The organism is Pseudomonas sp. ChxA (assembly GCF_030263855.1).
In the GTDB taxonomy this organism is placed as follows: domain Bacteria; phylum Pseudomonadota; class Gammaproteobacteria; order Pseudomonadales; family Pseudomonadaceae; genus Aquipseudomonas; species Aquipseudomonas fluorescens_CB.
In genome coordinates this window covers 282,543-307,060 of sequence record NZ_JARPMK010000005.1, presented here as the reverse complement: position 1 = coordinate 307,060, position 24,518 = coordinate 282,543, and the positions used below count along the sequence as shown (strand labels likewise).

Below are 24,518 nucleotides of genomic sequence, written 5' to 3'. Positions count from 1 at the left end.
TTGTGACGGTGCACCCCATAGTGTGGGGTCGAAATTCAGACCGAGCTAACCATTCGCCAAGAAACTGCCAGGCGGTGAGCTCGTTCTGGTGGCACACCGCGGGGTTATCATTAGGATAGCGACCCTCAACGCATCCCCAATCAGAGGCCCTACAATGACCAAGCCGGCTGAAAGTACCCGGAAAATCCTCTTCCTAGATGAATTTGTCGAGGTCGACACATACCAGCCAGTACATTGGCCCGAAAATCAAGAACTGGTCGCAGGGCGGTTTCCCCTAAATCCCACATTGCGTCGTTGCTTTGACCAAACTCCAAATGAGGACCGCGAGTCGCTTGAGACGGAGCATTGGTGGGACCTGCCCTTCATCATCTCCCGTGACTGGGAATCTTGCGTTGAGATCATCAAAGCCAATCAGGCCCACCATCGCGAGCAGGCAAACGACTACGTTATTTCCGATGATGAGCTTGAGGCCAAGATCCAGGCGGAAAAACTTCGCTGGTTTGCTGAATTCCCGGACGGTGTTCGTTATGACGTCAGATGCCTTGATGGCGGAGCGTGGGACAGATCTACCTGGTGGGGTTCCAGCGGGAGCCTTGATGAGGCGGCCAAACTTGCCGAAGCGGGGCCGGCCTGGCGCTCAAAACTCAGCTGAATGCCGGCCCAGGTTGGCATTTAGGCTCTTAGAAGTTTTTTGCGCAAAGGTAACAGTGCGGTGCTCACCATCAGAAGCGATGAGATGGCGCTCCAGGTGTCACTACCTCCCCCCATAGACGCAAGAGCTACCACTACGGTAAGTGCTATCAACACGGGTTTGAAATAGTCGGACAGGTAGAGCAGTTCAACGGGTGTGTCTCCGTGGATTTTGAAGCTCCAGGGTAGACAGTTCACGACCAACAGCAGGACGGTGGCAGCTATCCCGAGCATGATGCTGTCTTCGAAATCGCTGATCAGTGAGCTGGCAACAGTTGTGCCCAGCGTTGCGAGCACAAGCCACAGGCATGTGCGTCGCGATTTGGTAGTTTGGGCGAGGAGCCCGACCGCTGCGGTAGTCATTAGCCGGCACGCAAAGGGAAATTGAACGCCGAGCTTATGTTTCAAACCTGATTCATGCACCTCAAACTGGCCTAACAAAAACTTCACGTTTTTTGCCCTGGGGCTGAGCGGTGCTACTTCACCGGACGAAGACCCAGGCTCTGGTGGTGCAGCCTGACCCTCGCCTGCTCCATCGACTCACCTGTTCGAGCTGACTCAAATATAGGCTCCAGTACGCCAAAGCCTCGTTTATTTAAGGTCTCAGCCTCCATCACCCGGATTCGCAAATGCCCAAGGCCCTTGAGGCTTTTTAGGGTCTGCGTCGCAGCTGGTGCGACCGTGATTGACTCAAGGTCCTCGGACAATGGCAGTTCCAAAGTCTGTGCAATTATTCCAACCCATTTGGCATGCGCGAGATACAGCAGTGACAGGTCGCAGTAGACGTGGCCATCTGGAAGGGTTGCAACCTGACTGCCCAAGTTCAGGGCCCGCACTTCATCCAAGAAGATCTTCATGAGATCTTGGCTATGGACATCGAGCCCGTCACGAGCAAAATCGGCTTGAAGGACTGCGCAGGCCTCCGTCAGGTCGATAGCTGTCGGGGCGCCCGGAGCTGCAGGTTGTTCTCGGTCAGGAGCCTCACCAGCTTGATGCAAGCCTACCTTCTCAGCATAAACCCGGGCATTTGCTTGGTGCTGGTCTTCGCCGGTGGCGACAATCTGCTTGAATACGTCCGTCACTCGGTACCCGAAACGCTCCATTGAGTCCCGATCAAGGGTTCCGATCGCCCCTACGGCGATCTCGCGCACGGTCGAAAACTGCTCGTTTAAGTTGGGCATATCCACGAACTCCCACCGTCCCAGATGTCCCTTCGTGCAGGCCACCCCGATCTTTGCTCCGATCAGAGGTGCAAGCTTGAGTTGAATCGCGAATATCAGGGTCAATGGTCCGGACACGTCCCCTGCGGCATCAGTCACTAGCTTCTCAAGGAGCCCCGCTTCCTTAGCCAATCTTTCAATAGACTTAATAACCCACTCGGCCATGATTGATCTTGAATCTTGCACCACTGCATTTTCAATGCTTCTGGCCATAGAGGTAAGGTTCAATACTGTCTGGTCGTTCATATTGTCATGCTGGGCAAGTTGGTATGACACCTATCCTAACCTGCGCCCCCTGAAATTCCCTATTGATTTTTTGGGTATGCCTACTCGTGCAAATCTTACACATGAATCCGCAACTCATAGGTCAATGAGTAGATTTGTTAATCACTGAGGCCAATCCTACCTAACTAACTATTTTACAATACAAAATGACGCCAAAAAGCCTGAACTATTTGAATATAAGTGGGAAGAACAGCAAGTGCATAGGCGCTGCTGCAACGAGGAGAACAGCAGCCGCATCTGTTAATAGGTTGTTCGGAAATCTCCACCCCACCCAAAATTCACAATATGCAAACCAGGTGAAGAGTGATGAAAGCAAACCAAAATGCATATAGGTAACTACGTCCACTCCAGAGATCGAAGCACCTGAAGTCCTAGCCAGCAACATCAATACCACAATGCCAAGCATCGAACCCAGAGCGGAAATACAAAAATACACCTGTACATTTGAATCCGTACAAAAAGAATAGAATTTATGTCTCGACATCTCACGACCACCACAAAAAGAAAACACCTGAACAATCTAACTTGGCCGGATGGAAAATAAAAGCCAATTCCTAAACTTTTACAAACTCTGTCATGCCGATTTAAAGGAAGTAAAAAATATGCCGTTTTCTTTACTGAGCACACGGGCTTTCAAGCTACGTATTTTTTTAAAGTATGGTTCTGGCACACCTAAATCAGTAGGAAACTAGGCTCATTAACTAACAGGAGAACTCCTCATGACTACCCCCAACATCGCCGCGGACCTGATCACCCCTCATGCCATCGACTCCCTCGCCGCATGCAATTCTCTGCGCAAGTTTCACGACGTAACCCAGACCCTGATCAAGAACCAACAACTCGGGCTCGATTTCGCCCCGAAACGCAACAACGCGTTTGCACTACCCGTCGCTCTATTGGTTTGCTACATGTCCGACTCCCGTCGTGAATCCTTGGATCCGGACCAGATCCGTAGCTTCGCCAATGCTTACAAGGCTGGCGACCACGTCGATCCTATGACTGTGGTACCAGAAAGCGGCAAGCTTCGAGTGGTGACCGGCATTACTCGCTACGCTGGCCTGATGCTTGCCATCTCCGAGGGCTGCACCATCAAGCAGGTGTGGGTTATGGAAACCGATGCGGACCCTGCGTCGATCATCATCCGCCAGCTGAACTCTAACCGTCAGGTGGCCATGAAGCCTGTGGAGTTGGGCAACTCGTATCGCGAACTAATTGAGCTCAAGATGACCGTCCCTGAGATTGCCACCCGTCTCCACGTCAAGGAGAGCCATGTGCGCACCATGCTGGACTTCGACCGTGTACCGGCTGAAGTAAAACAAATGGTTGTGGCCGGACAGGTATCGGTTAAGCGCGCGATCAACGAAGATCTCAAGTGCCAGATGAAAGGGGCGGACACCGTAGTTCACATGCAAGATCAACTGGCCAAAGCACGCGAAAACGGCCACAAGAAGATCACACCCAAGAACACTTCGGCGCCCTCGCCCCTTTTCAGCCGCAAAGATCTCGATGCGTCTGTCCCTGTGCTGCTCACTCTCGCAGATGCACTTGAGAAAGAGCTGCCGATGATGGGCGACACACCCGGCGAAGTAACACTGCAGCTGAAACTCGGCGGCGACCTACAAGCTCTGTTCACTGCGCTGGCCAACTTACGCAATGCACATCGCACTGCGACCGGGGATGCACTGCCAGCAGTCGCCACCAACTAACTCCCAAAGCCACCGCTATTCCGTCGCGGGAAAACTAGACGGAGCAGCTCAACCGGCCGCCGCCGTGTTTAGCCCCTGACCTAGGGTGGCGATTCACAGCTCAGGCATAATAATGGTCTCTGAACCGCCCAGATCAAGGTGATCACCCGTGTCCAGTTCATGCGCGCTGAACCCTCTCAAAAAGCCCTGCGGCTCTTGTCCTTGGCGAGTGAATCAAGAAGCCTCAGACATTCCCAATTTTGATCTGGAGAAGGCTGAACGGCTGAGAAACTGCAGCCCGGACATCAATGGGATGGGTCCAAGCTATCTCGACCCGATATTCGCATGTCACCAAAGCCGGGTGGGAGAGGAATTCGCCTGCGCCGGTTGGCTGGCCAAGGTAGGGCATGCCCACCCTCGCATTCGATATCTCGTTAGCACTGGTAAGCTCCCAGCAGAGGCACTCAACCCCGGCACTGGCTGGCCAGAGCTGCACTCTAACTACCTAGACGTCCTCGACAAGCTCAGGGAGTCAACCGTCGAGTGATCCTCAACAAGCCAGGAGCTGGCGCTTGGCTTCTGGCACGCCATAACGCGATCTACGATGGCTCAACTCTAAGCCATTGATGAAGCCACCATGCAAATGAACAAAGCCCTGACAACGACTGGCATCTATCGCCCAGGTCAGCCGCCGCAACTGTTTCCTGAGTACGACGCCCACCTGAACCGCATGCAGGAGTTGGCGTTTCTGATTGGCGACCGATTGCTCAGTATGCCGCCGGGCACCCTGGCATCAGTCAGCGAAACCATGAAAGTTGGCGTTGTCACGCTGGCAGACAAGATCGAAACCGTAATGCTCGAGCACTACTCCCCATTGCAGTCTGATGACGAAGTGCAATGGTTCTGTTTCACAAAGCAGAAATACCAGGACTGCGACTGGGGCGGGGAAGAACAGATAAACGAGATCATCGTACAGCTCGAGGCTTGGCTAGCTCGACCAGTGTTCACTGAAATCCAGCCAGCCCAACGTCTTCAGACCCTGGCCAAGGGTCTGGAAGACTGGATTGAAAACTACGAAAGCTCCCAGCCGAGCTAAGCCGCGACCGGGCGCTCAAGCTGCAAGCACCGCAGGGCGAGCTTGTGCTGGTAATCAGCGCCGGTGCAAGTACGCTCCAAGCGGGTCAAATCCTTCAGTGTTACGTCATTTGCACCCGCAGACTGCAACTGCGCGAGAAGAGCCTCGCATAGCGTTACTACGTATTGCGGGGCCTTGTGCTCAGGGCTGATGTTCATCGCTCCCGGCATTGCTCGCCGGCTGGCCAAGCCAGCACCTACGATCCCCCAGTATGGCTCCAGTTCATGCTTGCTTGCGGTCGTCATCTTTTCACTTCCCACCCTTGGATTTCAGATACTGAGCAGTTGCATTGCTCCCACCCACGACGGCTGCGCGATATGCGGTGTCGCCGTCATTATTCTTGGAGCTGAGGCTAGCACCGTGCTCTACGAGAAGTTTCACTACGTCGAAGTGACCCTGGTATGCCGCCATGATGAGTGGCGTATCTCCTCCCCGCTCTAATGCCACATCTGGCCGCGCGCCAGCAGCAAGCAAAGAACGGACGCAGTCGGTAGCACCGGCCTGCGCTGCATGCGCGATCGGGGTCCAGCCGTACTTAATGCCCATGAAGTCAGGTTTCGCTCCTGCTGAGAGAAGATAATCGACGGCAGCGCACTTCTTGGCTGCCGCAGCGGCGGCGATCACAGGATTACCCTTCTGATTGAGCCAAGGCATGTCTGGCCCAGGAGTATCAACAGCATAGCCGCCGTCGACATACTCTTTGAGCGTTGGTATGTCGCCGCTGCTTGCTGCCTTGGAAAACCCTTCCCGGCTAAACGAGCTGGAAGTTTTGGCACCTGAGGCTACGACGGGAGCAGGAGATGAATCGACTTTAGCAGAGTGATTCGATAATTCCGGAACAGCGGTTGAGGTGGAGCCTGTGCTTGAGCAGCTCTTCACACCCTGCTGAAGCAGCGCAAGCAGTTCAGACGGCTCGTAACGCTCTTTTCCATCTTTCCAGCCCTGGGCGGCCGCCATAGTCCTCGCGCTGCCATTGATAGCGTACACACTCCCATCAGATGTTGCCGTTACGACAATGCTGCCTCCCACCCTTTTACACTGAACAGGGTCACCTGCAGTGGCGGCCGGCGCTACAACAATTGATATAGCGAGGACACAAAACCTGATCAGCGTTTGCTTTCCCTTTCGTTTGGAATCCATTGTCCGGCTCCTATGCAGATCATCTCAGGCGTACGCGGGGTCCTCAAGGACCCGCTTTAGAACGGCCAGGCCGAGGGCGGTGAAGATGAGATCGAAATGATCCATATCCTTAGCCAATGACTCAGGCATTTCAGCGATCAACCCTTTCTCCCGGCAAGACTTGGCAGAGCGGAATTCACCACGCTGACAACTAATACTGCTTGTCAGGTTTAGATCACGATCAAACGTCGCGAGGAAGGCTCGCTGCCCCGGTGATAGCTTCTTGGCGATGGCAATCGACTGGTGATTGATAAGCCACTGGCCAACATCACCCGTGAGGACTTCGGACTTGGCCCAGGCGGCAAATGAAACTCGAGTGGTGTTACTTTCGGTCCCAGCAGGAATGCCGCCCGAACTCACATGGGGCTTATAACGGAGGCAGTCTTCATCTGCGACTGCTTCGTACAGCTTGAATTGCGGCCCCTCGGCAAGGACTTCACGCAGACCCGCTTTGCCGTCGGTATAGAACCGGCCGACTCCAATATCAGTTTTCTTCACGATGACGCTCCCGAAGGTGATCAGTACCCCGTTCGGGGCTGTGAGAGTAAGGATAACTGCACGAATGCTCGTGCCAACAGCATGTAACCAAAACAAACCGATCGCATTACCCGGCTTGTTCCGACTGGATTTCTAGCATCAGATCAGCAGCATGTTCATCAACTGCTTTCTGATCACCAGGTATGTACCTGGCTGGCAGATCTTCAAGGGGCGCCACTACTACCTTGGGGAGCCCGAACTGGTCCGCAGTGACATCGACAACAAAGGCTTGATCGCCGGCTGTCGCCTCCACCCAATAGTGACCATGACCAACCCAGTCGATGTAGAGCCCGCCATCCGAATCACCATCCCCCCCACGCACAGCGGCCTGGAAACTCGTAAAGCGGTTGATTACCGCCGCGCACATCACCGCCGCATACAGACAGGTACCCAGCGTGCGCTGGTGGCCCAGTGATTGAGCCAGAATGCCTTCAAAGATCTCCCTCGAGCTCGCTGCCAAGCTGACCAGCTCTGGTGGTGCTAAGTGGTGAACATCCATTGATTCGTTTCCATTCACGGAGTCTGGTGAGCATTTTAAGGGGTGCATGTGCACGCGACCACAGAGTTAAGCTGCCGATATACTGGGCGTAACGTACATTTCCGGCTTTCCAGGGTAGGACCGATGATCCGCATTCGAACGAAGATGGCCCCGCGGTGGATTCAACAGATCACCAGTGCTCAGTCTCAACTTACCGTGCTCTCCCCCTACATCACGAAGAACCCTACTCTAACGCTGCTCGCGAACAAGAAAGCTACGTTCTATACACGCTTCGATCTCCGCGATTTTCTCAGCGGTGCGTCAAAGCTGAACGCATTCAAACAGCTACTCAAAAAGGAATGTAAAGTCTTCGTAGTGCCGAAGCTGCATGCAAAAGTGATCATGGATGAGGATCAGTTTGTCACCCTTGGGAGCCAAAACCTGACTCAGGGAGGGAGGCGGAACAAGGAGCTGAGTGTCTGTTTCGACGGTTCAGCTCGAGACAAAACCTGTGAGTCAGTACGAAATATGGTGCGGGAATGGACTACTGATCCAGGTCTAGTTCAGGTCGACTGGGATTGGTTCCACCAGATGGCTGAGGATGTAGAGCGCGGCAAGGAGGCATACGAACAGTTCAACGAGTCACTTCGCACCATTGAAGTTGATGCAAAACGAGCAAATGCGGAACGGTTAAATGCTCAGGAGCTTCGCCTGGAGGGTGAGAGGCGATCGAGGAAAACGGCAGCCCTTGCTGAACTCCAAGAGACAGTGAAATCCGCACATCCGTCTGGCATTAACCATCTAGGCACTGTAACCCCTACCAAAGCATCACCATGCTTACGGTTTGAGCCCGGGGTCGACCTGCTTAGCTGGAAGAAGCGAAACAAGATCCTGCCTCCGCTGGATAAGGGCTCACGATGCCTTTGCGTCCTCAATCAGAAGCATGTCGGCTGGGCTCGCCTGGCTGGGAGGCAGATAACTAAGATAGCTCAGAGCATGAAGATTCGCGGAATCCTGCCTGCACCATTCAAGACCGTTCAGATTGAGCTTTCTGTGAAACCAGAAGACCTCAGAGCAATGTCCTCGGACACGACGATGGTTGTGAAGCTCTCAGCACCCAACGGAGTAAAGCTGCTCTCAGTGGCTCTAAGCTATTCCATCAAGAAAACAGAAGTGCTTGGAACGCATCTGCCAAGGGTTAAGGCCAAGGGTAAGAAGCTCAAGCCAATTGCCCAGTTGAGAACCGACCTGCAAGCTTGGATTGACTCGGATCACGATTCATTCGAAAACCTTCTATCCAAACATATTACCAGCACCACACCCTTGAAACAGCGCCTCGCCGGTGTGAATGCTGATGAGTATTTTGGAGGGTTGTATAGCAAGGTTTCGGTCACGATGATGTTCACCGCCCGAAGCAACCAACCAATCCTAGTAGCGAACTTGATTGGTGATGACTGAACGCACAAAGCTGGTCAAATCTTACTGTTCTCCAGGTTTGACCAGGGCGAATTCATGATTTGTAGCTCAGAACCTTTTCGCCCTGGCTCTCCAGGGTTTGGCGTTCAACTCGTTGAATTTCGAGATACTGCTCGATTTCCTTTTCCCTACCAGCATCACCCATCGGGTCCATGATTACAGGTAGCCAAACCCCATCTGCGCCCTTAGTGAACATAGTAATTTCTGATACTGATTTGTCTGATGACTGCATTCTTTTGCCTTTGATTAAGTAGTGCGTGTAATTGGCCGCTGCATGTGAAAATTTATTCAACAGTCTGAGCGGGGCGGAATACACACTTATCACCATCAAAATGAGCGATGCACTTCCCCTCAGCACTATAGTATTTTACTTTCCAGCATGGATGGCAGTTGTGAACATGCTTCCCGTACTTTAGCTGATTTGAGAATCGTACGTTGAGGTTCGCGCTGTCGTTCATTCCGATGATTGTTCCGATGTCACCATCTACCTCGACCTGCATGTCCAGTTGAACAAACTCCAAGCCACGGTGCTTGATCATGTCAGCTACGAATTTCTGAGCCTTAGTCATCTTGCGTGTATCGGCCATACGATCCTCTATCAACATTCGCTGCCCAGGATGGGCATCTTCTCAACGCAGTAATTTTCGGTCACTTGAAACCGTGCCAACAGCCCGTCGATGATTTTCCGCCAGCTACGAGTAGACGCTGTTGAACCTCATGTTGGGTATCGAATGCAGGGTGCATGGGTTAGCCTCACTGTCGACCATGCAGATGATGAAAGCCTGGCCAAATCCACACCCATTGAGGCTCACTAATGGCAATTACTAACCGCGACACAGTTGAGCGCACTCTTAGATCCGCCCTCCTCAACCCTGAGCAGCAATCCCGGGCACTGGCTTTTCGGCAATTGAGGCTTCGAGAAGAACTCAGCGGTGTTGGCGTCGGGTCCGAACCATTGCCTGAACTGAATCGGTACCTGGCCGGGGAGCTGACCCTCGGAGAGTTAGTGGATCTAAGACTGCGCCCAGAGTTATGCGAGTGATGGTGTCACGCAGCAACAGCTCTCATGCTTACTCCATCCAAGCATCTGCGGAGAATCAAAATGTCTAGCGCACCGCTCATCCCCTTCACCCTCCTCGGCCGTGACATGCCTCAGGTAGAGTTCTATTGGTCCAACGAGATCGAGGGGCTGGTTTCATCAGGTCCGCACTATGCGTCCGACGAGAAGGACGATAGCGATCAGGTATGGGGGATTGTTCTTGTTTCCAAGTGCGACACAGGCTTCAATGCCGGCTGGTCCAACGGTGAGATGGCGCAATCGGGATACACTGAGGAAATGTACACGGACCTTGTTGAGGCCGGCAAAGCAGAGGAAGGCCTTGCTCAAACTGAAGCCGACCGCCAGTGCGCTGAGTTCCGGTAATCTGGTTACCATTCCCCCGGTTGCAAGACGGTCAACCCTGCCAATGAGAACCCAATAGAATGAAACAGCTTCTATCGTCCCCGCCTGATCTTAAAGGGCTATCCCCAGCACAGCATGCACACGTCCTGAAGGTGTTTCCAGAAACCCGCACAGACATGGCCAACTATTTACGCAGCGGCGCCCAAGTCATTGTAGGCCCTCAGAGTGAAGCGTCCCCGGATGTTCCACCGATCGCCATATCAGTCCTAGCAGATCCTGACTTCTGGATTGATTGTTGCGATTCGGTGGAAGAGGCACATCAGCGAATCGATTCGCTGGGACTCGTTTTGGCGGCCCGATAGAGCGTTGAGGCTAGGCCTTCACTCCAGTACCCAGCCTGCCCCCGACAAACGCGACGGCCTGCCGTTGAAGCTGGGCTACGTGCCGGTTCAATTGAGTTTCAGCATTCACCATCTCCTTCCGGCCCCAGCGCGCTAAAAGCCTGTCTCTGATTTCAAGGGCCTGGCTGGAGCGGTAAATCGGTTCCACATCCACAATCGCCATCTGACCCTCAGTGCTGGCGCTCCTCGTGTTCATGACCACCTGGGTGTTGTGGGTATCAAGCACTTGGAACCCTAGTCGCTCGTAGAAGCCAACCTTTGCTACCGGGCAGGTCAGCTCGATGTGCGGGTACCGTTCGATTGCCTTCTTCATCATTGCCGAACCGATGCCGCGCCCTCGGTGCGTCTTTTGCACAGCCATGTAGGTAACACCACAAGCATCGGAATGTGTCGGTACAGGCAAGTACATCAGAAACCCCAGGACATGCCCCGGGGTTTCTTCATCGAATGCCACAAGCAACTCAACAGGAGCGATCGGCACCTGCCCAATTCGATCAATGTAGAGATTCACCTCAGCAGGGACAGCCCACTTGTAGATCTCATAGAGGTGGTTGCTAGGCGGCACCGCCAGCATGCTCAGTTCCGTCAGATTGGACACGACCATTTGCAGGACCTGATGGGTAACATCCCGGGGCGGCGGCGCGCTGTCAAAAAGTGAGATTGGCATTTGCATCCTCAATAGGTAAATGATCCTGCGGGGCTGGTACCGGCCTGTCGGTCTCGCGGCAATATAACAAGGTACCCTCCCCTCGCCAAAAAGTAGGGCTACCTTTTGGCTTATGACACGCGATTCCAGACCCCGACCTTACACGAGGGCTTTGCCGATATGCACACGGCAGGGAAACCATTACAAGCCCTGCCCGGGGGAATGAATCTGCCGGGTGTATCTAGCGATTATGGGGTTCTGGCACACCGATTTCGTCCTGAATATGGCTCATCAATCAAGCGATGAGGTATGCCCCCATGGAGTTGATCTCCCTTCCTGTAATCAGCACCAGCCACCTGACTCAAGAGGTTGCAGCGACGCTCACAGCCTTGGGCAATGAGAACGCCTGGGTTCCCTGCGCAGCGTGGCCGTACGGCTTCTTCATCTCCCTGAAAAGCATCGAGGAAAAGGTTGCCGCGGGGGAGGAAATCCCTAGGTGCCTCCAGGACATCGCTGCATGGCTGAAAACGAAAGATCTCCCCTGCTCAGCTAGCGGACAAACCTGGAGCGGGACATGGGTGCAGCTTGACCAGGCTGTTGATGCGGTCGACGGACTTCCAACTTACAGCTGGTGATCACCCATCAGTAACTGCTGGCTTCCCATGCAAGCCATAGCTACCACCCAATCCGACTCAATAAGAGGTTCGTCCATGTCCGCTCAAATCCGCCACGCAATTGCATCAGCTGTTCCCAGCACTATCACGGGCATCAAGCTGTCCGTACCAGAGTTGTTCGCACAGCCGGAATTCATCAGCTGGCTCAATAACTCTCAGGCGATGACATGGCATTCCCGGCAAGGCCCGGTCAGCGAAGGCGACATTGCTGACGTTGCAATCTTCGTCGACCCATCAATGACCGGTGAGGGCTCCGATAGCGACATGCCCGGGTGGGAGCACGTCGTCGATAAGCTCAGGGTTGCAATTGGGGAAGGCCCCTTCAGCGGGAATCACTTCATCGTTATCTTGAGTAATTCCTGATCTTATCGAGCAAAGGCCGAACTGCGGATTCATGGGTCAGCAGCGCCTTAATTGAGTCCCCGCCTTGGGAGATCAAGGCCGCTGCCGGCACTTTATTTGAGGGGAACAAATGAGTGCCACCGTTGCTTCTGGCACAGCAAAAACAGACTGAAACTGGCCTCATATTAAATCAGCAAGGACAAACCTCATGATCTCCCAGACCCCAAAATTTACAGTTGAGTCGCTGGTGAAGCTGCTTTCAGACATCCGGGCGCCTCACATCGCCGGGGAGATCGCGAGCAAGCCGTTCAGTCCTGCACGCAATCAACTGTACCTGGAATACTCCTTTGAACTGCTGCGCCTTCTCCTACCTGTTGCAGCCAAGGAGAAGGCATTCGCGGATACGCCCGAAGGCAACGCTAGTGACTCTTGTGATCACCAGGTGTGCAACCGTGCAGTTCGAATGATGCTTCAAATCCTGGACAACGCTTTTTACGAGCGCTTCAAGCCTGAGCATTCCAAGATGCCTAAACAGCTGACGGTTCGAGAGTGGGGTGTTTTCATGATGCAGCTCCGCTTCCATGGCTGGCACTCCGGTGTGCCTGTGTATCCGAGCCCCGAGGCAGGAATTGAATCGGCAACGCCTCTGGACTTCATCTCCGAAGAGCAATGCGCAATGGCACGCGCAGCCAGAATGGGATCAAATCTGAATGATCGTGACGCCTTCTCTGTGGCTAGCGAAATCAGCGGGGACTACCCTCACACGTCATTGTCGGCACTGGTGCTGGTCGTGACTAAAGCACAGAGCAAGCAACGTGTGGCACACATCGCGGAAACGGCCCGTGGCCCAGCTGGAATCCATACCTACTACGCGACAATCGAACAGGCAGAACAGGGAGTTGATGCAATTGCAAAAACCCTTGGGTGGTCGTTGACCACATCGGAACGTGAAAGCGCAATCCAAGGTGTGTACTTGGCGCCGCCGCTCGTAAAAACGGCAGCCTAAAGCGTCATAATCAAGTCAACTTACCGACCTGGCCAATAGCCGGGTTGGTCCACATTCATTCCCCAAGATCGGGTATGCGAAAGTCATTAATTCCGGGCTCGGTAGCTGGTGGCACACACAAGAGCTTTTAATATACACCCATCAGCCAAGCAATCCGGAGCTACACAAATGTCCATTTCCTCAACTACCAAACTGTTCACTTCTGCTAGCTGCGTACAATCGCATATCGTCCGCTTTGCAGCCGAAGTCAAAGGTCTGGAATACATCGAGCTGGACATGGCCCAGCATGCCGATCTGACGCTTTCAGTCGATGTCGTTGAGTCCCCGGCGCTCAGTGATCGGAACGTGACAACCGGCGAACTCGACATCATCATCGAGTACATCGACGAGCAACACCCCCAGCCCCCACTGCTCCCTGCCAACACCGCTAGTCGTGCCATCTACCGCAAGCAGGTCCGCTCCTTTCATAAGCAACTCTTCCCCCTGTTGGAAGCTGCCAAAGAAGGTGACGCTGCCGCACAGACAAGCATGCGTAAGTACCTGCAACAAATGGATAGCATGGTTCAGGGGTACGCCTACTTCGCGAGCAATGAAATCAGCGTAATGGACGTCACAATTGGTCCTTGGCTTTGGGCGGCAAAACAAGCGGGGCTTAGCCTCAAAACATTCCGTGATCTGTCCGCCTATGCAGACCGTTTGTTTGCATTGCGATCTTTCCAAGCAAGCCTCGGGCACAAATCTGAGAACGCTGCGGCTTAAGGCTTGCAGATCACGGGGCCAACCTAGGTTGGCCCAAACACCCTCGCCAAAGGCCATTGCAGATGACTGTGACTATCTCATTCACACTAACGCCCATAGAAACCCTAGACTGCTTGGCTGATGTGCGGGCGCTTAGGTGGAGTCTCGGTCAATTCGCTTCGTGTAGTTTCAGTGGTGAGGCAACGTTTGTGGAGCTATTGCTGTCCGAGGTTTGGCCGTGAAGGTTGCTAATGGGTTCCTGCTCTTCCACCACAAGAGCGAGATATACAGCAACTGGTACCTGCGCCCGTTCACGGTCAAGGGGATTATCTTCAATTGCGTCGAACAGATGCTCATGTTCGCGAAGGCCCGCCTCTTTGGAGATGAAGTCCGCGCTGCGGAAATCATGGCTACCCATGATCCCGCTGAACAGAAAGCTATTGGGCGCAAGGTCGATGGTTTCGTCGAGGCTGTTTGGGTTGAGAGGCGGGAAGCAATCCTTCTACATGCTCTGTATGCCAAGTTCACTCAGCATGAGGATCTCAAACTTGAAATGATCAACACAGGTGATCTTGAGTTTGTTGAGGCAAGCGGGAGTGATGGGGTTTATGGCGTAAAACTCTGGGAGTCCAATCCACGCATCCTGGACCGGCGCAACTGGCGCGGCTCGAACATACTTGGGCTGGCGCTCAATAGCGTCAGGTCGAAAATAGTAGCCGAGATCAACGCGGGCCACCCCCATAGGCGGTATACATAAGCGCGGCCCTCAAATTGACATAAATCCTGCCGATACTTCTTCGTCTAGAAAGTAGAGCCGAACACAGCAGTCAATCATGATCAGATCCCAAGATAGAAAATCGTTGGCCTACCGCGAAGGCCAGCGGGCCAGGGTAGATGGCCTCAGCCTTCAGGAATCGGCGCTCAAAAACCTGAAGGCAGGCACCCGGCAGCATGCTGAGTACCTGGAGGGCTTCCATTCCGTCGCAGGTCCCCCGCATATTCTGCGATCAGCGTAAATTCGAGCCTGTCATTTTGGTTTGGCGCTGAGCGATGTCTAGCCTATAAATGGCCTCACATCGTGACAGAGATTCCCCATGAGATTGCCAGGCTCAATTCTGAAACAGTCCTACACCAGGCCCACAAAAGTTCAAGCCATCAAATTGGCGCTGCCGGTATGAAGGTACTCGGCATTGAGCTAGTAGAGCCTCCACTTGAGCGAACAATCAGGGGAGCAAGGTGGTTGCTAACCACCCTCCTCGTTCTGGCAGCAATTACTGCTGTGATCGGTGGGAACATGCAGGATGTCCCTAAGGCGGGACTGCACTGGCTTCCTATGGTTGCACTTTGGACATGGGGTTGGGACCCTTTCAAACAGGGGCTTCCCGCCTGGATCCTTGGTGTATTGGCATGGATTGGCTCGACCCTTCTGACTGCGTTAGTCATTCATGTTTTTGTGGGCTAAGCCAAGGGTGACCAATTCTCAGTCGAGAGCAATTATGTCCCGTAATATCATCCAATAGGCCGGGAATGCTGGCGACACGGTTAGCTGCGGACAATAATGAGTTACCGGATCTCTTTTAGGAGTGAGCGCATGGTTGTAAGCGGATTAGTATTCGGCCTGGGCTTCTCAGCTGTTGTAGGCGCTGCAATGGTGGTTTTTGTGGTGTACGTGTTACCCCTCATGCTGAGCGATGAGCAACGCTACGGCATCGACGAGCACGGGATTGCCCAGACACCTGAGTACATGGCAAAGAAAAAGCAAATGGAGGCTTGGAACTATCAGGTGGAGAACTTTCCGCCTTACTGATGGGGCAGGTCAGACAGCAAAATTAGTTCACGTTTTGTGAAGAGATAGGAGATAACAAGGATCCTGTTGAGGCGGGCAACGAGCTTGAGAGCGTCAGCTTGGAGAGTGATGCACTCAAAGGGTTGTGGAAGTGTAGTGGGCACCCGTCTAGGTGCCCTAGCGGAAAGTCAGATGTACACCTGTTGAGCATTGCCGCGCGGCATGCGGTTGCGACCGGGCATCTGCGCCAGACGATTACCCCAGGATGCACGAGCGGTAAGTTTGGACGACGCGTGCTGTACCGATCGCTGAGGTTGAGTGACCAGCGGCTTTGGTTGTTGAGCTGGCGCGGACTGGCCCTCAGTCAGCTGTGTTGGTGCTGCCTTCTCCATCGAGCGCAGACACGTCTTGCACGAGACTTGCCCACGTTCTTGGGTGATGGCCAGGGTTGAACCGGTCCGGCCGCAGGAAGAGGTGCCAAGGTCTTGCGAGTAGTGAGTGACCACGTTTGAATCTCCAGTTGGTACAAGCGCCTTGCGTTGATTCACTGCCACCGGCGCTTTCGGATGGCAGCATTCGTTGAGGAGGCAATCCTCACATCAAAATTCGCGTGCCAGAACCTGCTGTGAAAACTTTTTCAGGCCTCCGCTTTGGCTAGCCAATGCTCAGGTGGCAGGGATAATGTATTCCCAACTGAGGAAGTGGATACTAGGCATGACACTGTTCAGCGAATACACCCAAGAGGAGCTTGAGTCGGAGTCTGAGGTTACACTGACCCTTGCAGAATTGAGGGCTCTGCAGCTTTCAAGCTCGGGGGACGTGTTCGCCCCCGCCAGCCAGCTAAGCACTAACCTTGAGAGCGCCGCGTCGAAGCTGGATATGGCTCTAGACCGGCACAGGGCTAACTTGGTGGCCGAGCGTACGTCGATTTCTAAGCGGGGCTAGTTGCCCACAAGAGTCTGGGAATTAGGACAGATCGGTTTCTTCCGTTCCACAACGATAGGGATGTTTATGGCAGTCTTTTTTGAGCGTTTAAAACGCAGCTTTAACTCAGTGCGCAGCAAGATAATCCTTCCAATCCGAGAGGACATCAGCTTCAACTTCGGATACCTGAAAAAGCATCTGGCCGACCGTGCCGGCTTCATGATCTTCTATTTCGCACTCGGGGGACTGCTCACGCTCATCACCCAGGCTGAAAGTTTGTCGGTGTTTGGGAACAAAGTTTTAGACGAGCAGATAGGCATCAGCACAATCACGCTGATGCTGGCTGGAAGCGCAATCCTGGCTTGCATCACATATTTGTTTTATAGCACTGAAGAGCCTCAAAATGGGGCTTTTCTATGGTGTCACGACGTATTGAGGCGAGTAGTCGACACTGGCGCTGACCTTTGCCTGATATTCATAAGCATCACTGCAATTCCGTTCTTATTTTCAAGTAACGATCCTAGCCTGCTCTCCATTCTATTGGGGTATGTTAGCTTGCTGTTGATTTTCGGTGTGATGACATACATCCCGACATTTGCGCTCAACACACGGAAGAGCATGCGTTCAGTTACATTTGGAATCCTTAGTACGAGTGTGATAGTTTTGGTATTAGTATTCTTGTATGCGGCAGCAAGCTACAAGTAGATCTGTTAGTGCCAACGCCCCTGGCGAAGCTTGGTGCTTCTGGCACTAGCAGGGGCATTTACGATTGCATGGTCCTCATCAAACTCCGGAGCTGACCATGCGCACCACATCCCCTGTCTTCAACTTCCTCAGCGCATATCGCGGTGAGCACCATTACCAGGTACAGCTGAGCAACGGTGCCAAGCACCGACTGTCTATCCGCCTCACACCTGAACAGTACGACCCAAATGTCTACCATCAAGACCAGGCAGCATTCGAGCGGCTGGTGAACGGCCAGGTCGGCCTGATCGCGTGCGGTGCTGACATCCTTACAGAGGAACTGGTTGCTCAATTCAACAAGCAGGCCTATCTGGATCACGAGTCGCAGTTGGCCAAAATGCTCGCCAATCCCAGGGCATACGGTGAAGTCGAGCGCGTCCCCTTCCCAGTGTACGTATCAGGGCGCATTGATCCGGGTAACGGGGCGTGGGCGGCGGTTCAGGAGTTCGATGCCATTCGCACTCTAGCTGGAATTCCACCGGAGCATTGCATTGACCCGAGGGCCAGTTTTAACGAGTGAATGGCAGCGTAGTTTGGGTGGTGGCACACCCAAGCCGGCTGGACAATGGGCACATCAATTTATGGAGGATGACCCAATGACCCGATCTCAACGCAGGCTCCCATGGCTTGACCTGGAAACCACAGGCTTTACTGAGCTCTTCGACCGTAGAGTTTACGAACACCGTATCCTCGAAATTGGGGCAGTGGTCACTGATGAACACTTCACTGTGCTGGCCAGTACCTCAATCGTGATCCAGCAGCCCATGGTTCGTGTCCTCGAGCTCAGTGATGAGGCTGTCACGCGCATGCATACGAATAACGGACTCTTCGATGAGGTGGTCAAGTCCTTCACTACTCTCAAGGCCGCGGAACACCAACTGATTCAGTTCTACCGGCAGAACGGTGTCACCAAGAAAGTCGAGCCGCTGTGTGGGAGTGGCATCCACTTCGATCGGATGTTCATCGAAGCCCAGATGCCGGAACTTCACGACTTCTTGTACTACCGGAATCTGGATATCTCCTCAGTGAAAGAATTCCTGAAAACGGTATCCCCCTCCTTCGAACCCTCGAAGCGCCAGCAGCATCGAGCCTTGCCTGACATTCTTGAGTCAGTGGCGGAGGCCAAAACATACCGTGCACTGCTCGCGCCACTGATCGAGCGTGATTAAAACAGCTGCTCATGACCTAGGGTTCTGGCACAGCCGTATGCCCCTTAGGATTGACACATTACAAGCACCCAGGCCATACCAATGACACGAGTCACCTCCCCTACTCAGCCATTCAGCTCAGCTGAAGCCACAATGCCTACACCGAAATTCCAGGTCGGCGATCTGGTCAGCCTTGATTTTCGACTGGAGGTCGACCGCCCCTATTTCTGGAAGCAAATTCTGAGGAATGAAATCCGCCAGATTCGTCGTTTCATGCCCCAAAGGCCTATGCACCCGCACAACAAGGCTCAGATCCGGGAGAAGATGGAAGGCGCTCGAAACGCTACAACAATTCAGATCGCCGGTATTCGCCCATGGGGCGGTCATAACGTTGGCAATGTAGCTGCTGAAGGATATTTGGCGGGCTGGCCGGGCGCTGCCAGTCCTCTTGAGTACCATTTCTACTTGGCCTTTCGCTGGACGAATGCTGAAGGCCACGCCGTCGCATACATCCCAACAATTGGTAATGCTCACAACAACATGCTGAGCGCGGTGAACCTGGCTCCAATTGAATGACCCCAATCACTAAGTGAGGCCTGTACCCATGACTGCACAGATTCAACGACTGGCCGCCCGCGGTTTTGTGGAGGCAAACTTAAGCCAGCTGTCCGCCGATGTCCTCCATTGGAGAAAGCACGGAAAGCTACCACCGAGCAGCTTGATGAATGAGCTGGCCAGCATTTGCATGGCTTTCGCAGTCGAGGGTGATGAGTTCCAGGAAGCTGAGCGGATGATCATCCAGATCGCACTTGGATATTCATCACGCAAAACGTCAGCACAAGGCGAGAACGAGGTGACGACATCAGCACCCACTGCGCCTGAGGATCTGAGCGAGAACGACGCTTACAAGAGCCTGCTACCTAAGCTCCTGAGCCTAGCCGACATGATCGACGACATGTCGGATGAGGAGTACCGTAGCTGGCTGAATGCCCTGCCTAAGGAGGAGTTTTTTGAGTTTATGGGATTGGACGGCAAGGATGCGTTCCGTGCAGCAGTGGCTGAGGCACGAGCCCTCTCACCCCGGTAGCACCCGAAGTAAGTCCCTGTAGGCTATTTGCTCTATCCCTCTCAACGCCTGATTACAAAAGGTCAGGCTTGAGGTCACACGAGCCTGCTGAATTTCGATGCCTACGTCCGGAATGGAATGCACTCCCCCTGGGTTATTATCTGGAGCTCGCTGTCAGTGGGTGATCCCCCAATGAGCTACGTTGAAAATGTCCTACCTCGCACTGATGAAATCAATTCGCTTCTTGCCGAGGTTCTCGCGGGGACCGATATAGACCTTAGTTCCATCATCACCACTCACCAGTGTCTCGTGGCCATAGATCAAGCGCGCCGGCCCTTCCCGGTTGACCCATCCCAGGTCGACACGGAGCGAAGTCGGATTAATGCTGCAATCCGCCTTGTTTGCTTGGTTGCACTTACCAATGCGTCCGCGCTGCCAGGCTTGGTCAACAAAGAAGCTGCTCGCCTCTTTCGCGACTTTGCAGATGGTGTTCCCGTTACAACTGATCGGTTGAAGCGTCACCAGGCGCTGGGCAGGCTTTCCGTTGTTCCCACGTAGTGCCGTGATATTGGGTCTCACCGAGCAGTGTTACCCGACCACTCCATTCCTACTTGAGGAATCCTATGACCGACAAGCCTAAAGTTTACGTCGAGCCTTTTTACATGCGCCGGCTTGGCCCGGAATTGTCCAAGATCCTTCGGGATCAATTGGATTATTTCGGACCTCGCCTGATTGTTGGTACTGATCGTGCGACCTTCACGCCTGGCTTCGCTTTTGAAGGCATGGTCAGCAATGCCTATCGAAAACGCTCGCTAACGAAGCTCAGTGATCAACCCAGCGGAGATATCTGGTTCTCTATTGCTATGGATACGACGCCAGATGTTTGGGCCGTAAAGTACATCCAGGGTGAAGGCTCCCTGGTACAAGTAGTCACGCCGGCGGCCGAACTGTGCTGGGTGCACGAAACGCGCGGACTCGCAGAAACGGTGATGCGACCACTGTTCATCGATTGGGTGTTACGCAAAGGGCTTACTCGAGAGTTCGGGGTTGGGTATGCTGACCACCTCGAAACCGATGAGGAATACCGCCGTTACAGCCGAGGCCTCATCCTTCTTTACCAGACGTTCGGCATTCGATCTCGTTGAGTGCCCCCGGTTAAACACTATCAGGACTCAAATGTTCTCCGAACAACCTCAACAACCAATTGCAGCGACCAAGAAATCCATTTTTGCCAGCACTTGGTTCTTCATCCTGGCAACCGGCTGCGCGATTTGGGCTGGTTCTAAGAGCTCAGATTATTACTGGCAGCACTCTGAGATGAGCGCACGGCAGTACGCGATGGTTTGGGATGGATACCAAAGGCTTTCCCCTGAAGGTCAAACCAAGTTCGGCTCAGTGCTGCTCAAGGGCTTCCTGCTGAAGCCTGAACTCTCGGCGATCACCGATATCGCGCTGCAGGAGCGTGACTCTTTCTCCATCAGGGCAGGAGATACCGGAGAAGAAGCCGAATCTGTAACCCATCAGATCTATCGGTTTTATGCGGGAATTCCTACTGTGTCGATCGCCAAAGATAAGCTGCTGGCGTCACTAGCGGCGCAGGGATCTGCGAAGCCAGAATGAGACGTTCCATAGGGCATTCTGAACTCTGAAACCAGCTTGTATCTCGTACTATCAGCCAATAACACCCTATCTGGGTCAACCCACTCCCTCACTCAAATCAAAACTCATTGAGAGCGAGGGGTGATGATTCGTATCAAGCCCACCATGGCTCCATGGGAACCGGTTCACCTTCCTCGATAGCTTCACTGTGCTGGGAGTTAAACGCCCGATATCGCTCAAGATGCTCTTGGCAGAAAGCTTCTAGCTCTGCTTTGGGCAGTCGAGGTGAGTAGACCAGGTCTGTAGACCCATCGAGTTCGGCAATGATCGCCGTACCGTCCCCGAAGTCATGGACTGAAGACCCTACGTAATCCATGGCGCGAGTTGCAGCCGTATCGGAGAAGTCTACCAAAATTACTGCTTGCTCGATTGGCGCGGCCGGCAGGTGAACTTGACCATCCTTTTCATAAGCTGGGGCTGCTACGGTGACCATGCTGCCTGCAACGATGACCTGATCACCCTCGACCAGGCTGAACACATCGACTTGATGAAAGCGGTCCCATTTGAATTGACTGACTTGCATGGGTGACTCCTGCAATTGAAGAAGACCTCCAACATAAAGCACAGCAGCAGTACAGCAACCCAAAACCCTGTTACCGAATATCGATACATTCAGCGTCCTCCCCGACTGCATCCAGTTTCGTCATTTCAAAAGCGGGTATGTAATAGGGGATGGGGCTTTGGCGGCCAGCTTAACTACCTGCCATGGGCTTCTGGCACTGGCAAAGTGACCGCAGCATAAGCATATTCGCATAAGGACATAATTATGGACCTCATCACTGCCCGCCCCGCACTTAACAACGTCGACGTCTTCGTTAAGGGGGTCATGCTCACCTTCCCCTCCCAATTCACGTGCCGTATGGACGTTCTGCAGGCTATCTTTCTGGAGCCTTGTGACGCCCAGCTAGAGGCAGGAAACCCTGACCTCAGCTGCTTCGGTGATCTGCGTACAGAAATGAACTACAGCGATCTGGAAGGACATCGCAGCGACAGTGATATCGTGGAAGCCAACAGTGGTGGTCCTAGCGCAATTTTCCACGCCGGCCGACTAATAAACTACACACGCCTGAGGCAGGACCGAGAACTGGTTGCTGAGTACATCGACGTCCTGGCTATTGAGCATACCCGTGGTGAGAGATTTCCTACATCCAGCAAGCTAACGCAGAGGTTCCGGGCAAATGGGTGCCTACTGGATAGGGTCGACATCAGCACCTTGGATTTGAACTGGGCACTCGCCGCTGAAGAGGTCGTGATAGCTGCTCTATCCGGTCTTGCCTACGAACTCGGGATGACTAGCCCCTTCTACAAAGAGGTGACAGCACCGCCCAAGCCGCTGGCCATATACCGCCACCTCAATGCCTACCTTGAGCAGCTCGATACCGTCACCGGTACCAAAGCGCGCGTTGCGGAAATGGAAATGCTTACAGGCGAGTTGATCGATGAGATCCTCGCCGAGGAACGGTGAGCCCTGATTAAGAGCCTCACCTTGGATTCAATCCACGCCTACGGGTAAAATCTGGTGTCACACGGGCCGAAATGGCCAGTTACGGAGTAACGAAATTGGCTCTCGAATATTGGTTTGAAACCACCCCGCTGCGGGACAGAATTTGGGTCCAATGCAGCGACGCCAGCACTGTCGGACGGTTCAGTGAGAGAGGTATCGACCTTCACAACACTATTACCGAACAGCTTGCTGGCTCGCCAGAGTGCAGGCTCTGTACCCACGGTTCGACCACCGTAGCTGACTGGGCCCTTTTCCGCGAGAAGGTACTTGAGTGGTGGGGGCTGGACATACCCGCCGACGCTATCTCTCCGGAATATTTGAAGCCTGAGACGTCGCCTGCACTTTGAGTGGAACTGCAATTCCTCTCTAACATTCATTCCTCGCCTGGTTCTGGCACACGGTTAAGCCAAGCATCCTGGGATCCTCAAAATCAGGAGGTGCCAAATGTCAGAACCAACGCCAGAAGCAACAACAGTGATGATGGCCCACGCTCTCATCAACACCCTCAAGATCGCAGGCTGGACCCTTAAAGCAGTCTGCAACTACTCTCACGACCGCCACCCGGTTCAAACTGCAGAGGAACTTGAGCCACTGCTTGAATGTTTCGATGTCTGCATTCTCGAGTTCTCACACACCACGTCAAGCGAAATACTGAGCAGGGTGCGGTTCGACAATTTTGCTGAACCCAAAGATCAGGTCTATGGCTGGGCGGAAACCGGGGCCCCTGGTTTTGCTTCCCTGCTTGAGGGTTTCGTCGCAGGTATCCCCACCCTGTTGCTGCAACGGAAACCAGACATTGGACTGGATGCTTTGCAAGTGTCGACGAAGTATTCAGCAGCAGGTGAGCATGGCCTGTATACGAAGGAAGACTGGAGATACGAGGTCTTGAATTGTGACACCTTGCAGGGCTACTGGAACTGGGTCGCTTCGAAAATTGAGTGTGCTCAATCCTAATTCAGCAACCACGTGCGGTCAGGCCCCCGGCATTCCGATCCGACCCTGAGATTCGTAGAGTTGAGGGTCTATCGGTCGCTCACTGAATTTCTGAGCGGGAGGGTTCTGGCACCCTTAATTTCGACGGAATATAGCTCATAAAATCAGGGAGCTAACCGTGAATAATCCTACCTCTACCGCCACATTCGCCCCGAACAAATCCACAGCTGAGGTGTACACCAATACCGGCTCACTCCCTTACGACTACGAGGATTTCGGGCTATCTCGCAGCGAGCTCGTGGCCAAGTTCCTTGAGGCTGGCGAGCACGAGCACTACCTGCGCTCGGACTGGAGCGCAGCAAACCCCGTTGGTGAACAAACAGTCCCCGACTATTGGGACTGGGTAATGGCTCAAATCGCTCAGGACGACGAAGACTACTAAGGCGCATCCACCCCTATAGTAACGGCCAGCCCTGCCGGCCCCTTATCGAATAGCTGGGAAAAGAGCATGAGCTTCAACCGGGAAAACATTTGTTGGCAGTCCAAGGATGGCAAGTGGTCGCTGGCGTTCTATGAGTGCTGGCCTATCAACGATGATGACGATGACCACGATTCTGAATGGGACGTCGAGTACGGGGACCAGTTTGAGTGGGTCTCAACCGGTCACGCCACTGAGGAAGCCGCTCAAAATAGCTGGCATGGCGCGAATCCGGGTGGTGGCTCAGTCATGGAATGGGGCGACGGGAGTGCGAAGGCATGCGAGCAGCTGGATGTTAAAGCGAAGTCCTTTCTGGCCAACCAAATGGAGCAGACCAAGCTGAATAGAAATCGCGGCTGGTGAGGCTTCTGCCACATCCAAT

General features: G+C 53.6%; 33 protein-coding genes. 23 read left to right on the top strand and 10 right to left on the bottom strand.

Annotated elements, in window-relative coordinates; translation table 11 throughout:
* The first annotated feature begins 154 nt into the window (after positions 1 to 154).
* Positions 155 to 652 (top strand): hypothetical protein, encoded by a 498-nt coding sequence (locus tag P5706_RS36200; protein WP_078466020.1) that lies wholly within the window; start codon positions 155 to 157, stop codon positions 650 to 652.
* Between the two features lie 20 nt (positions 653 to 672).
* On the opposite strand, the gene P5706_RS36195 is transcribed toward P5706_RS36200, so the two are convergent.
* Positions 673 to 1,140: a hypothetical protein gene (locus tag P5706_RS36195; RefSeq protein ID WP_011923104.1), complete on the bottom strand. Its 468-nt coding sequence runs from the start codon at positions 1,138 to 1,140 to the stop codon at positions 673 to 675.
* Positions 1,141 to 1,166: 26 nt separating this feature from the next.
* Positions 1,167 to 2,156, bottom strand: coding sequence for a hypothetical protein (locus P5706_RS36190; protein WP_285685515.1), 990 nt, complete (start codon positions 2,154 to 2,156; stop codon positions 1,167 to 1,169).
* Between the two features lie 758 nt (positions 2,157 to 2,914).
* Between P5706_RS36190 and P5706_RS36185 the strand changes: the two genes are divergently transcribed.
* The 3 genes from P5706_RS36185 (at position 2,915) to P5706_RS36180 (ending at position 4,976) form a co-directional block, all read left to right on the top strand.
* Positions 2,915 to 3,901, top strand: coding sequence for a ParB/RepB/Spo0J family partition protein (locus P5706_RS36185; protein WP_078466017.1), 987 nt, complete (start codon positions 2,915 to 2,917; stop codon positions 3,899 to 3,901).
* A gap of 148 nt (positions 3,902 to 4,049) precedes the next feature.
* Positions 4,050 to 4,427, top strand: coding sequence for a DUF6283 family protein (locus P5706_RS37075; RefSeq protein ID WP_352231491.1), 378 nt, complete (start codon positions 4,050 to 4,052; stop codon positions 4,425 to 4,427).
* 90 nt (positions 4,428 to 4,517) lie between these two features.
* A complete protein-coding gene (locus P5706_RS36180) occupies positions 4,518 to 4,976 on the top strand; it encodes a hypothetical protein (RefSeq protein WP_078466016.1) in 459 nt (152 codons plus the stop codon).
* Between the two features lie 288 nt (positions 4,977 to 5,264).
* On the opposite strand, the gene P5706_RS36175 is transcribed toward P5706_RS36180, so the two are convergent.
* The 3 genes from P5706_RS36175 to P5706_RS36165 all read right to left on the bottom strand — a co-directional run bounded on the left by P5706_RS36175 (position 5,265) and on the right by P5706_RS36165 (position 7,230).
* Complete coding sequence (locus P5706_RS36175) at positions 5,265 to 6,155, bottom strand: ankyrin repeat domain-containing protein (protein WP_078466014.1); 891 nt, start codon at positions 6,153 to 6,155, stop codon at positions 5,265 to 5,267.
* A 24-nt stretch (positions 6,156 to 6,179) separates the two neighbouring features.
* A complete protein-coding gene (locus P5706_RS36170) occupies positions 6,180 to 6,692 on the bottom strand; it encodes a hypothetical protein (protein WP_177345124.1) in 513 nt (170 codons plus the stop codon).
* 106 nt (positions 6,693 to 6,798) lie between these two features.
* Positions 6,799 to 7,230 (bottom strand): hypothetical protein, encoded by a 432-nt coding sequence (locus tag P5706_RS36165; RefSeq protein WP_078466013.1) that lies wholly within the window; start codon positions 7,228 to 7,230, stop codon positions 6,799 to 6,801.
* Between the two features lie 123 nt (positions 7,231 to 7,353).
* Between P5706_RS36165 and P5706_RS36160 the strand changes: the two genes are divergently transcribed.
* Complete coding sequence (locus P5706_RS36160; protein ID WP_078466012.1) at positions 7,354 to 8,667, top strand: phospholipase D family protein; 1,314 nt, start codon at positions 7,354 to 7,356, stop codon at positions 8,665 to 8,667.
* 52 nt (positions 8,668 to 8,719) lie between these two features.
* On the opposite strand, the gene P5706_RS36155 is transcribed toward P5706_RS36160, so the two are convergent.
* Both P5706_RS36155 and P5706_RS36150 read right to left on the bottom strand, forming a co-directional pair.
* Positions 8,720 to 8,917, bottom strand: coding sequence for a hypothetical protein (locus P5706_RS36155; RefSeq protein ID WP_153045979.1), 198 nt, complete (start codon positions 8,915 to 8,917; stop codon positions 8,720 to 8,722).
* 52 nt (positions 8,918 to 8,969) lie between these two features.
* Positions 8,970 to 9,272 carry a hypothetical protein gene (locus P5706_RS36150; protein ID WP_177345123.1) on the bottom strand — a complete coding sequence of 101 codons (303 nt, stop codon included), beginning with the start codon at positions 9,270 to 9,272 and terminating at the stop codon, positions 8,970 to 8,972.
* A 515-nt stretch (positions 9,273 to 9,787) separates the two neighbouring features.
* Between P5706_RS36150 and P5706_RS36145 the strand changes: the two genes are divergently transcribed.
* Positions 9,788 to 10,108, top strand: coding sequence for a hypothetical protein (locus tag P5706_RS36145; RefSeq protein ID WP_078466010.1), 321 nt, complete (start codon positions 9,788 to 9,790; stop codon positions 10,106 to 10,108).
* 351 nt (positions 10,109 to 10,459) lie between these two features.
* Here P5706_RS36145 and P5706_RS36140 read toward each other — a convergent pair whose 3' ends face one another.
* Positions 10,460 to 11,155: a GNAT family N-acetyltransferase gene (locus tag P5706_RS36140; protein ID WP_078466008.1), complete on the bottom strand. Its 696-nt coding sequence runs from the start codon at positions 11,153 to 11,155 to the stop codon at positions 10,460 to 10,462.
* A gap of 296 nt (positions 11,156 to 11,451) precedes the next feature.
* On the opposite strand from P5706_RS36140, the gene P5706_RS36135 reads away from it, so the two are divergent.
* From P5706_RS36135 to P5706_RS36085, 11 genes are all read left to right on the top strand, one after another.
* A complete protein-coding gene (locus P5706_RS36135) occupies positions 11,452 to 11,769 on the top strand; it encodes a DUF5983 family protein (RefSeq protein WP_078466007.1) in 318 nt (105 codons plus the stop codon).
* A 75-nt stretch (positions 11,770 to 11,844) separates the two neighbouring features.
* The gene (locus P5706_RS36130; protein WP_078466006.1) at positions 11,845 to 12,171 is read left to right on the top strand and encodes a hypothetical protein; all 327 of its coding nucleotides are present in this window, start codon (positions 11,845 to 11,847) and stop codon (positions 12,169 to 12,171) included.
* Between the two features lie 187 nt (positions 12,172 to 12,358).
* Positions 12,359 to 13,156, top strand: coding sequence for a hypothetical protein (locus tag P5706_RS36125; protein ID WP_078466005.1), 798 nt, complete (start codon positions 12,359 to 12,361; stop codon positions 13,154 to 13,156).
* 168 nt (positions 13,157 to 13,324) lie between these two features.
* Positions 13,325 to 13,915 carry a glutathione S-transferase family protein gene (locus P5706_RS36120; protein WP_285685503.1) on the top strand — a complete coding sequence of 197 codons (591 nt, stop codon included), beginning with the start codon at positions 13,325 to 13,327 and terminating at the stop codon, positions 13,913 to 13,915.
* A 217-nt stretch (positions 13,916 to 14,132) separates the two neighbouring features.
* Positions 14,133 to 14,651 (top strand): riboflavin biosynthesis intermediates N-glycosidase, encoded by a 519-nt coding sequence (gene ybiA / locus P5706_RS36115; protein ID WP_011923119.1) that lies wholly within the window; start codon positions 14,133 to 14,135, stop codon positions 14,649 to 14,651.
* Between the two features lie 834 nt (positions 14,652 to 15,485).
* Positions 15,486 to 15,701 carry a hypothetical protein gene (locus P5706_RS36110; protein WP_078466001.1) on the top strand — a complete coding sequence of 72 codons (216 nt, stop codon included), beginning with the start codon at positions 15,486 to 15,488 and terminating at the stop codon, positions 15,699 to 15,701.
* Positions 15,702 to 16,691: 990 nt separating this feature from the next.
* Positions 16,692 to 17,309: a hypothetical protein gene (locus P5706_RS36105; RefSeq protein WP_153045978.1), complete on the top strand. Its 618-nt coding sequence runs from the start codon at positions 16,692 to 16,694 to the stop codon at positions 17,307 to 17,309.
* 97 nt (positions 17,310 to 17,406) lie between these two features.
* Positions 17,407 to 17,868 carry a hypothetical protein gene (locus tag P5706_RS36100; RefSeq protein ID WP_078465997.1) on the top strand — a complete coding sequence of 154 codons (462 nt, stop codon included), beginning with the start codon at positions 17,407 to 17,409 and terminating at the stop codon, positions 17,866 to 17,868.
* Between the two features lie 76 nt (positions 17,869 to 17,944).
* Entirely contained in the window at positions 17,945 to 18,517 is a 573-nt protein-coding gene (orn, locus tag P5706_RS36095; RefSeq protein ID WP_078465996.1) for an oligoribonuclease, read from the top strand.
* A gap of 132 nt (positions 18,518 to 18,649) precedes the next feature.
* Complete coding sequence (locus P5706_RS36090) at positions 18,650 to 19,072, top strand: hypothetical protein (RefSeq protein WP_078465995.1); 423 nt, start codon at positions 18,650 to 18,652, stop codon at positions 19,070 to 19,072.
* Positions 19,073 to 19,100: 28 nt separating this feature from the next.
* On the top strand, positions 19,101 to 19,583 hold the full coding sequence (locus tag P5706_RS36085) for a hypothetical protein (protein WP_078465994.1): 483 nt from the start codon (positions 19,101 to 19,103) through the stop codon (positions 19,581 to 19,583).
* Positions 19,584 to 19,775: 192 nt separating this feature from the next.
* On the opposite strand, the gene P5706_RS36080 is transcribed toward P5706_RS36085, so the two are convergent.
* On the bottom strand, positions 19,776 to 20,141 hold the full coding sequence (locus tag P5706_RS36080; protein WP_285685497.1) for a hypothetical protein: 366 nt from the start codon (positions 20,139 to 20,141) through the stop codon (positions 19,776 to 19,778).
* A gap of 44 nt (positions 20,142 to 20,185) precedes the next feature.
* On the opposite strand from P5706_RS36080, the gene P5706_RS36075 reads away from it, so the two are divergent.
* Entirely contained in the window at positions 20,186 to 20,707 is a 522-nt protein-coding gene (locus tag P5706_RS36075; RefSeq protein ID WP_078465992.1) for a hypothetical protein, read from the top strand.
* Between the two features lie 31 nt (positions 20,708 to 20,738).
* Positions 20,739 to 21,182: a hypothetical protein gene (locus P5706_RS36070; protein ID WP_078465991.1), complete on the top strand. Its 444-nt coding sequence runs from the start codon at positions 20,739 to 20,741 to the stop codon at positions 21,180 to 21,182.
* A gap of 133 nt (positions 21,183 to 21,315) precedes the next feature.
* Here P5706_RS36070 and P5706_RS36065 read toward each other — a convergent pair whose 3' ends face one another.
* Positions 21,316 to 21,744, bottom strand: a complete 429-nt coding sequence (locus tag P5706_RS36065; RefSeq protein WP_078465990.1) for a hypothetical protein — start codon at positions 21,742 to 21,744, stop codon at positions 21,316 to 21,318.
* Positions 21,745 to 21,987: 243 nt separating this feature from the next.
* On the opposite strand from P5706_RS36065, the gene P5706_RS36060 reads away from it, so the two are divergent.
* The 4 genes from P5706_RS36060 (at position 21,988) to P5706_RS36045 (ending at position 24,499) form a co-directional block, all read left to right on the top strand.
* Positions 21,988 to 22,686, top strand: a complete 699-nt coding sequence (locus P5706_RS36060) for a hypothetical protein (protein ID WP_078465989.1) — start codon at positions 21,988 to 21,990, stop codon at positions 22,684 to 22,686.
* A 483-nt stretch (positions 22,687 to 23,169) separates the two neighbouring features.
* On the top strand, positions 23,170 to 23,679 hold the full coding sequence (locus P5706_RS36055; protein ID WP_078465987.1) for a hypothetical protein: 510 nt from the start codon (positions 23,170 to 23,172) through the stop codon (positions 23,677 to 23,679).
* A gap of 157 nt (positions 23,680 to 23,836) precedes the next feature.
* Entirely contained in the window at positions 23,837 to 24,100 is a 264-nt protein-coding gene (locus P5706_RS36050; protein ID WP_078465986.1) for a hypothetical protein, read from the top strand.
* Positions 24,101 to 24,166: 66 nt separating this feature from the next.
* Positions 24,167 to 24,499, top strand: coding sequence for a hypothetical protein (locus P5706_RS36045; protein ID WP_078465985.1), 333 nt, complete (start codon positions 24,167 to 24,169; stop codon positions 24,497 to 24,499).
* Positions 24,500 to 24,518: the final 19 nt, after the last annotated feature.